The 9,082-nt window shown below is 57.6% G+C and carries 8 protein-coding genes and 1 pseudogene; 2 read left to right on the plus strand and 7 right to left on the minus strand.

The genetic code is table 11. The features are described from left to right. Positions 1-67 precede the first annotated feature (67 nt). From M5G11_RS21530 to M5G11_RS21545, 4 genes are all read right to left on the minus strand, one after another. Positions 68-1,537 carry an efflux transporter outer membrane subunit gene (locus M5G11_RS21530; protein WP_273912880.1) on the minus strand — a complete coding sequence of 490 codons (1,470 nt, stop codon included), beginning with the start codon at positions 1,535-1,537 and terminating at the stop codon, positions 68-70. Further along, positions 1,534-2,610: an HlyD family secretion protein gene (locus M5G11_RS21535; protein ID WP_273912879.1), complete on the minus strand. Its 1,077-nt coding sequence runs from the start codon at positions 2,608-2,610 to the stop codon at positions 1,534-1,536. Before M5G11_RS21535 ends, M5G11_RS21530 begins: the two co-directional genes overlap by 4 nt. Positions 2,611-2,635: 25 nt before the next feature. Then, complete coding sequence (locus M5G11_RS21540) at positions 2,636-4,183, minus strand: MFS transporter (protein ID WP_273912878.1); 1,548 nt, start codon at positions 4,181-4,183, stop codon at positions 2,636-2,638. Positions 4,184-4,517: 334 nt separating this feature from the next. Continuing rightward, entirely contained in the window at positions 4,518-5,432 is a 915-nt protein-coding gene (locus tag M5G11_RS21545) for a LysR family transcriptional regulator (RefSeq protein WP_273912877.1), read from the minus strand. Positions 5,433-5,737: 305 nt separating this feature from the next. On the opposite strand from M5G11_RS21545, the gene M5G11_RS21550 reads away from it, so the two are divergent. After that, on the plus strand, positions 5,738-6,268 hold the full coding sequence (locus tag M5G11_RS21550) for a glyoxalase superfamily protein (RefSeq protein WP_273912876.1): 531 nt from the start codon (positions 5,738-5,740) through the stop codon (positions 6,266-6,268). 83 nt (positions 6,269-6,351) lie between these two features. Here the strand turns inward: M5G11_RS21550 and tnpC are convergent. The 3 genes and pseudogenes from tnpC to M5G11_RS21565 all read right to left on the minus strand — a co-directional run bounded on the left by tnpC (position 6,352) and on the right by M5G11_RS21565 (position 8,312). After that, a pseudogene (gene tnpC / locus M5G11_RS21555) lies at positions 6,352-7,612 on the minus strand (IS66 family transposase). Between the two features lie 122 nt (positions 7,613-7,734). Next, positions 7,735-8,031, minus strand: a complete 297-nt coding sequence (gene tnpB / locus M5G11_RS21560) for an IS66 family insertion sequence element accessory protein TnpB (protein WP_273912875.1) — start codon at positions 8,029-8,031, stop codon at positions 7,735-7,737. Next, the gene (locus tag M5G11_RS21565; RefSeq protein ID WP_273913010.1) at positions 8,028-8,312 is read right to left on the minus strand and encodes an IS66 family insertion sequence element accessory protein TnpB; all 285 of its coding nucleotides are present in this window, start codon (positions 8,310-8,312) and stop codon (positions 8,028-8,030) included. Before M5G11_RS21565 ends, tnpB begins: the two co-directional genes overlap by 4 nt. On the opposite strand from M5G11_RS21565, the gene M5G11_RS21570 reads away from it, so the two are divergent. Next, positions 8,217-8,948 carry a hypothetical protein gene (locus tag M5G11_RS21570; RefSeq protein ID WP_273913016.1) on the plus strand — a complete coding sequence of 244 codons (732 nt, stop codon included), beginning with the start codon at positions 8,217-8,219 and terminating at the stop codon, positions 8,946-8,948. The two genes, M5G11_RS21565 and M5G11_RS21570, sit on opposite strands and share 96 nt — an antisense overlap. The last annotated feature ends 134 nt before the right edge of the window (positions 8,949-9,082 follow it).

Here is a 9,082-nt window from a genome sequence, read left to right on the forward strand (position 1 = left end):
CCGATGATGTAACAACACAAAAGGCGGACTCAAGGTCCGCCGTAATTGATTCGAAAGGCCTGGCGCCTCAATCAGGGGTACCGGCATCAGCCGTTGCCAGCGGATAGATCGACTGCCAGCCGCCACCGAGAGATTTATATAGCCCAACCATGGCCAACGAGACTGTGGTCGAGCTTTCCACCAGTTGTTCCTGATTCGCCAACAAAGCGCTCTGAACCGTCAGCACGTTGAGAAAATCCGCCGCCCCTTCGACGTACTGGCGTTGCGCAGTTTCCAGCGCAATCCGGTTCTGCCGCACCGCTTCGGCCAGTCGGTCACGTCGCAGTTGGCTGGCGTTGTACAAGGTCAGCACGTCATCAATTTCATGCCAGGCGCGCAGCACCACCTGTTGGTAATCGAGCGCCGCTTCCTGTTGTTGCACCTCGCGCAACCTGACCATCCCACGCAGACGTCCACCCTCGAAAATCGGCAGGCTCAACTGTGGGCCGATAGCAAATTGGCGTGAGCCCCAGGACCCGAAATCCGATAGCTGCATCGACTGGAAACCAACGTTGCCGGACAAACGAATGCGCGGATAGAAATCACCCTCGGCCACTCCTATCCCAGCCGTCGTGGCATGCAGACGGGCTTCGGCCCGACGAATATCCGGACGACGCTCGGCCAGCTCCGACGGCAAGCCAATGGCGAAATTTTGAGGGGTTTGCGGTACTTGCGCCGCTCGCTCGAGTTCGGCCTGCAAGGCTCTTGGTGGCTCGGCCAACAGCAGGCTCAAAGCATTGATCAACTGCGCCTGACGCTGTTCGAGCGACGGTATGCGAGCTTCAACCGCGGCGACCTGCGCAGCGGCTTCAGCCACATCCAGATTGGTCGCGATGCCATCAGCCAAACGCATCTGCGACAGCCTCAGACTGTGCCGGGAAACATCAAGGTTTTCGCGAGTGACCGCGAGGGTGCTCTGCACGCCGCGCAGCTGAATGTAATCGCGAGCGGTCTCGGCCAGAATCGACAGCAGGACCATGCGCCGGTCATTCTCAGCCACCTCGACCGATGCGTCGGCCGCTTCCACTTCGCGTCTGACCCGCCCCCATAAATCTGGCTCCCAGGCAGCGGTGAAATCGCCCTCCCAGAGATTGAAGGCAGACTTGCCATCCTTGCCCGAAGGGTCGCTAAGGCCCTTGCTGCTGTTGCGTGCCCGCTCATAGCCGGCACCGGCATCAAGGCTCGGATATTGATCGGCGGCGGTCGTCTGGCGCGCCGCTCGACTCTGCTGCAGACGAGCACTGGCGATTTTTATATCAAGGCTGCTGGTGACAGCACGGCGAGCCAGGGCGGACAACTGCGTATCGTGAAAGATGTCCCACCAGCGTTCTTCAAGCGGCGAAGCCTCTGGGCGACTGGCGGCAGCCTGGCCTTGCAGCACGGACCACTTTACGTCGCCTGGCCCCTGAGGCTTCTGAAAGTCCGGGCCGACGCTGCAAGCCGGGAGTATCAACACGCTCAACAGCAGTAATGGCTGAACAGGGAAAGTCCGACTCATCGAAGGCTGACCTCTTTACGTGCGTCATTGCCCTGCCGGTCCTGCGTCTCGATACTGGCTTCCACTGACATGCCCACACGCAGGCGGCTCGCCAACGGCTGATCGGCATCCAGCGCAATCTTCACCGGTATCCGCTGCACGACTTTGGTGAAGTTGCCCGTCGCGTTGTCCGGTTTGACCGAAGCAAAGGTCACCCCGGTCGCCGGCGCAATACTCTCGACCCGACCGGTGAGGCTCTGGCCACTAAAGGTGTCGACGCGGATCTTCACTGGCTGCCCTGGCTGCACATGCGTCAACTGGGTTTCCTGGAAGTTGCCAACCACATAGGCGCGCTCCAGAGGAACAATCGCCATGATCTTCGCGCCTGGACTGACATAGGCCCCGACACGCGCAGCACGCTCACCGACTACACCATCCATCGGAGCCACAAGGCGAGTGTAAGACAGGTCAAAGCGGGCCCGCTCCAAGGATGCCAACGCCTGTTTAAAGCTTGCGTCGGCACTGTCGAGCTGGGCCTTGAGGATATCCACCTGCTTGCGCGAAGCGGCCAAGGCAGCGGTCGAATTGGTCAGACGAGCGCTGGCTTGATCCAACCGGCTGCGGGCCTGCTGAGCATTTTGCACGGTGCCGGCGCCCTGGCCTGCGAGATGGCTGTAACGCGTCAGTTCGTGCTCAGCGAATGCTTGTTCAGCCTTATCTGCAGCCATCATGGCCTGTGCCTGAGCGATCAATGACGACTGGCGCTCCAGAGTCGCTTTCGCGTTCTGCAACTGCGCCTGCGCAACCAGCGACTGTGCCTCGGCCGCTTGGAGCGCAGCCTGATAGTCGCGATCATCGATTTTCGCGAGCAATTGACCGGCCTTCACCGGCTGATTGTCCTCCACCAGCACCTGACTAATGAAACCCGAAACCTTCGGCGCCACCAGCGTGTAGTCCGCCGTGACAAACGCATCGTTAGTGGTTTGCAGCGAGCCGGATGCAAACAGGCGCGGCGCTGCCAGGTAGATGACCCCTCCAAGAGCAACCAAGGCAACCGTGTACAAGGCAATTTTCTGATTTTTACTCGTAGTCATAATGACGTTCTCTCTGAATGGAACGCTATGCCACCGCACGAGGTGGATAGATCCGGGAAGGCATCAACGGGATCAACAGAATCAAGGCCAGTGCCAGCAGCGCCATGCAGTAGTACAAGTCCGAAGACGTCAGTACGACCGCCTGTTCGTGGATGCGATGGGCAAGCCCCGCAGCGTCGCTGTCCGCCAAAGGCGAGTTGCCCAGACGATCGACCAGCATGGTTGAGTGCAAATGCAGCCGCGCCGTGGTCAGCGCCTCCAGCACACCAGTAGCAAGGACCGCCGAAAAACCTTTGACCGTGTTGAACCAGGCGGAAGCGAACGGGCCGTCTTGCGGCGCCAGGCCGCCGGTGGCAAGCATCAGCAGCGGGATCACCGCCATCGGCTGACCAAACACCTGGAACAGCTGCAAGATGTAGAAGTTGTCGCGAATCCACTCTGAAGTAATTTGCGTGCCGCCAGCACAGGCCAGCGCCAGCAATCCAAGACCGATCGCCAGAACCCACCGACAGTCGACTCGACGGATGTTGCACAAGGCCGCCACCAGCGGTAACGCCAGCAACTGCGGCAAGGCCACCATCAGCAATACCGGCGTAGTTTGTACCGGGCGATAACCCTGCACCTGGGCCAAGTAGCTGGAAGGGATGATGATCACCGCCAGCAACACGATCAGTACCCCGCCGAGGGTTAGCAACGAGTGCGACAGGTTCAGGTTGGTCAGTATCTGCAATTTGAAGAACGGCAGCGGGTGTGACCATTCATTAATAAAGAACAACACCAACAACACCAGACCGCCGCCAAGCAGCCAGCAGATCAACGTGGATTCGAACCAGTCCAGACGATTGCCCTGGGACAGACCGATCACCAGCGCACAAATCGCCGGTAAACCGAGCGACAGGCCACGCCAGTCAAACTGTTTGAAACGCTCAAAGCGCATCGGGTCCTGCGGCAAGCCATAGGCAACCGCGACCATCGCCAGCAGGCAGGGAGGGACGATCTGCCAGAACGCCCATTGCCAACCGAAGTATTCGGTCCACAACGCGGCCAACGGAGTCCCTAGGCTCGGGCCGAAGGTGGCGGTCAGCGCATAACTTGCCAGCCCGTAAAGCTTGACGCCGGGCGGGAGGAAACGCAGCGCGACGGTCATCAGCATCGGCGGTAGACTGCCCCCGGCCAGCCCCTGCAAGGTTCGTAACACCATCAGGCTTTCGAGGTTCGGAGCGAACGGGCAGAGAATCCCAAGCACGGTAAACGCACCTATCGCGCTCAGAGTGAAGCGACGCAGGGAGAAGGTGACTGAACACCAGGGCGCAAACGCCATGGCCGAGACTGAGGTGGCCGCGTAAGTGGCTATCAACCAGCTGCCTTCATCCGCACCCATATACAGCGCGCCACGAATATCAGGCATGGCCACTTTGGTGACCATCTCGTTGAGACCGGCCACCAATACGGCAATCAGCACCCCGATCAACCCGATCACGATACGCAGGTCAAGCACTGGCGCAGCGGCCGGTGCGGGTTTCACCACTTCCGGCGCCGGGGCTATAACAGCAGAGGCTGCGAGCGAACTCATGGGTTCACCCATCGGCCAGTGCCCCGAAAGACAGAAAACAACACAAGGCACATTGCGTCATGACTCCAAGTAAAGGATTTACCTGGATAGTTTATGAAGACGCAATAATGCCGAAAACTGACATATGGGAAGCTTTAAGCTGCACCCAACGCACACATCAATCCACGGCAACTGTCGACCTGCAAATCGCCATTCGGCATTTGCTTACAGGAATTGGCGGTCACCTCGAAAATATCGGATTACCCGGTTGGCGTAGCGGCTGGCACAGGTTGCGAAAAGCCGGGGCATGTTCGTCCCGAAGGGGCTTGCGGCGATCCTAGAAGCGCAAGCTGCTTCAAACCCGTGGCGAGGAGTACTTGACACAGCTCTCTTTCAACGTCTGACGCAGCCAGCGATGGGCCGAGTCGTTATCAAAACGTGGATGCCAGGCCTGCATGATCATCACCGTCTCCAGCGCCATAGGGATACGGAACGAACGCAACGGCAAACCCAGCCGCGAGACACTCCACAGCACATGCTCCGGCAGCGGCAGCAACAGGTCGGAATCGTGCAAGGCGAACATCGCCGAGTGAAAGCTCGGGGTGATCAACGCGATTCGCCGCTGCAAGCCCATCCCGGCCAAAGCTGTATCGATAGGCCCGGTTGCACGCCCGCGTCGCGACACGCTGACCTGCGTATAGGAGGCGAAACGCTTGGGAGTGATTTCTTCCTGAAAGATGGGGTGATCCACCCGGGCCAGGCCGACAAAGGTCGTGGTGAACAGGCTCTGGACTTTGATTTCCGGTCCAAGATTGCGCGTCGCACTGATATAAAGATCAATCCGCCCTTCGCGCAACGCATCATCCTCTCCCTCGCCTTCCGGCACAAAGCGCAGCACGGTACGTGGGGCCTTGTCGCGCATGGTTTCCAGCAGCTGCGCGCCAAAGGCCGCGACAAATACGTCATTGGCCCGCAAGTTGTAGCAGCGCTCCAGCGTCGTCAGATCGACCTCGTCCCCCGAAAGGAACACCTGCGCCGCTTGCTCGACCACACTGCGCACCTGATTCCGTAATGCCAGCGCCTTGGGTGTCGGCACCAGGCCACGCCCGGCGCGCACCAGGATCGGATCACCAACCGCGCTGCGTATCCGAGTCAAGGTCCGGCTCATGGCCGCGGGGCTCAAGTTCATGCGCCGGGCGGCACCGACCACACTGCCCTCGTCCAGCAGCGCATCCAGGGCCACCAGCAGATTCATATCTGGAAGATGCACAACAAACACTCCTTGTGAAAATCAATTAATCCTGGCGCAATCCTAGCAGTTTCTGACCAAGCACCGATGCACGCGAGACCTGCGTATGCGCCCGGTTAACCCACCTTGCGTGATTTCACTCGGCCTGCTGGCACAAACTTTCGCCTTTATTAGTGGTTGTGTATTATCAGCGCTGGCCGATGCTGCCAGCCGCTCGCTCCGTAAAGGAAAGGTGAAAGCATATTTTTACAAACCACATCGTATCTCTCTTGATGGTCGAGGTTTGGCAAGGCGAGCACCAAAATGCTTCGACTCCAGGAGAAATAATGTCTTCAATCCAGAAAGCCAAACAGATGGCCAAGAGCCTGCGTGCTTCGTTGGAGAAGCGCAATCAGGAAGTGTCGCACTCCGTTGCACTCGAACTGGTGGCACAGCAACTGGGCTATAAGGACTGGAACGTAGCATCAGCGATGCTTCCAGATGAAAATCCTCAACCCGCTGTCACATTCGACAAATCAATTCCCATATTGCGAATATTTGACGAAACCAAGGCCCGCGAGTTTTATATTGATTTTCTGGGCTTCAGCGTCGAGTTTGAGCACCGATTCGAAGCGGATCTACCGCTGTATTTAGGGATCAATCGAAACGGGTTACAGCTCCACTTGTCCGAACATCATGGTGATGCCAGTCCAGGGTCGACGATATTTGTTCCGATGCAAAATATCGAAATTCTTCGTGATGAGCTACTTGGCAAACGGTACGGATACGGTCGTCCGGATATTGTCCATCAGGGATGGGGGCAGGTTCTGGAGGTTTATGACCCTTTCGGTAATCGGATACGATTCTGCCAAAGCTGACTCCGCTGGACGCTAGATTGGATCTGATCTGTCTCGGATCCTATAGCTAGCGGAATAGCGCCTACCTAAATCCACTTACGTGGTTAGGTAGGCGTCCACCAATGTGGCAACAACTGATCAACCTCACTCGCCCGTTGCGTCGGCAGGCGTGTAAGAACATCCTTCCGGTATGCATATGGATCATGCCCATTGAGCCGCGCAGACTGGATCAAACTCATGATCGCTGCGGCACGTTTACCACTGCGTAGTGAGCCTGCGAACAACCAATTCGAGCGGCCAAGAGCCCACGGCCGAATCTGATTCTCGCACCAATTGTTATCGATGGGCACAGCACCGTCATCGAGATAGCGCGTTAGCGCTATCCAGCGTTTGAGGCTGTAATCAAGGGCCTTGGCGATGGTCGACCCCTCAGGCACAAGCTGCCTCTGGGCGATCATCCAAGCATGAAGTGCGTCAATGATTGGCGCTGCTTTTTCTCGCCGTATTCGCTGTCGATCACCCGGTTCCAGCTCGCGGACTTCTCGTTCAACTTCGTACAAGGCCGCGATGTAATGCAGCGCTTTTTCGGCGATCTGGCTCTTGTTAGTCGCGTGCAAGTCGAAGAACTTGCGGCGTGCATGGGCCATGCAGCCGATCTCCGTGACGCCCAGTTCAAAGCCTGCCTTGTAGCCAGCGAAGTCGTTGCAGACCAGCTTGCCGTTCCAGTGACCAAGGAAGGCTCGGGCATGTTCGCCAGCACGGCTCGGGCTGAAGTCGTAAACGACCGCCGCCAGATCGGAGAACTGACTGGTGGCATAGGCCCAGACGTAAGCGCGATGAGTTTTCTTCGCGCCAGGCGTCAGCATTTGTACCGGCGTTTCATCAGCGTGGACGACGCCGTGCGTCAGTACGGCTTCGCGCAGCGCATCAACCAGCGGTTGAAGTTGCACGCCGCAGTTGCCCACCCACTGCGCCAAGGTAGAACGGGCGATGGGCAGTCCGGCGCGGCCAAAGATTTTCTCTTGGCGATGCAGCGGCAGATGGTCGGCAAACTTGGCCACCATGATGTGGGCCAGCAGGCCCGGCGTCGGGATGCCTTTGTCGATGACGTGCGCCGGTACCGGCGCCTGGATTATTCGTATCGATCAAGTCGTCGAGCAGGCTGGCTTGATCCGGGCTCAACTGCTCGCTGCGCTTGGCAAACTTGAAGCGTTTGAGCAGTGCGATCTCGTGGGCCAGCTTCTCGTTGACCGACTTGTGATGAGTGATTTGCTTGTCCATGGTCTCGACGCGCTGGATCAACTGCGCTGACAAGGCGCGCAGTTTTTCAGGGTTTAATTGATCGAGATTCGGATGCGAAGTCATGCCGCCGATTTTGCCAGAGAGGGCTAGTGGCGGTGATAGACGGATGGGCCAATTGCGCTGGCAAGCGCGCCATGGCAGATGAGTTAGAGCACTGTGATGGCTCCTCCGGAACCGACGCGTTGCTAAGGTAAACCGAGCACTAAGGCTTGAAGTTGCTCTGCGTCCAACTCAACTCCAGAACCGTGCCGCACGCCTGGCCAAATGAAACGACCTTGACTCAAGCGCCGGGCAGCCAACCAAATCCCCACACCGTCATGCACCAGCACTTTCATACGATTGGCGCGGCGGTTGGCGAACAGATAAGCACAGTGCGGCTTCGCCGCACCGAACACCGCGACAACTTGCGCCAGCGCAGTTTCAGTGCCGGCGCGCATGTCCATGGGCTCGATGGCGAGCCAGATGGTGTCGATGCGGATCATCGCAGCAGGTCTCGTAGGAAAGCGGAACATGTCGCTGCATTTTCTGCTGGCCAGCTCACCACGACTACGCCTTTTGAATGAGGCACTTCGATTCGAATCGTGGCCGGAAGAACGTGAGGGACCGCTGTCGAAGGCAATGCCTTGACCGGAATAAAGGCAGTTTGCAGTGCCAGGTTTTTCTGCCCATGCACCCGAATCCATTTATGGACGAGGTTGGCATTAAGGTTGTGGGTCAAGGCGACATTGGCAATCGAGGTGTCAGCCTGCGCACACTCGGCGATGACCTGAGCCTTAAAGGACTTGGAATAGGAACGGCGTTCTTGTGGCATTGGTGTCCGCTTAAAAAGGTTAAACATGGTGTCCACTTAAATTTAGGTGGACACCATCGCCTTAAGCGATGGCATCAGGAAGGTGTGTTGCCCGGACGGTTACGAACAGCAAAACTGTTCGACAGTATTCGTGATACATATGGTGATGAAACTTTGTCGCAGATGTGCAATGCCTACGCAGCGGGAAAGCATGATCAATGGATAAGGTTCACTTCCCACAATGGGCAGATGGATATGCCCCTTGCACGGCATATGATCATCGCGCTGCACCTATTCGGTAGTGCAGATGCGTTCGAAAGTGCGTTGAAGAAAGAAAGCATACTTAAAAGTGTTGCAGGTGCCAGACTGCGCGGTCTGCAGGGCAAACCAATCGTGGGTAAAGAGGCGCAGTTCCGTCAGAAAGTTGAAACCCTCTTGGCGGTTCGAGCGGACGTCGGCTTGGAATATCTCTGGTTGAATGCCTACAAAGCGACTCGGTGGCTTTACGAGAACGACAAATCGTGGCTTATGGCGAAGCTCAGCGGAAGACCATTGAGGATTAATGGGCTGACCGCTGATAGGCTGGTCGCTGGTTGTGTCAAACTTTAATCCGAAAAGCGAGTGGGCTTTTCCGCCAGTGTGCTTGGCTGTGTCAAACTATGTTTCGTTTGCGGGCGCTGCCCCCGGCGCTGAACCCAGCGGATTCTGCGGGCCTCTGTGTCAAACTATGTTCCGAGCACCCA

It is taken from the genome of Pseudomonas fontis, assembly GCF_028656955.1.
Lineage (GTDB): Bacteria > Pseudomonadota > Gammaproteobacteria > Pseudomonadales > Pseudomonadaceae > Aquipseudomonas > Aquipseudomonas fontis.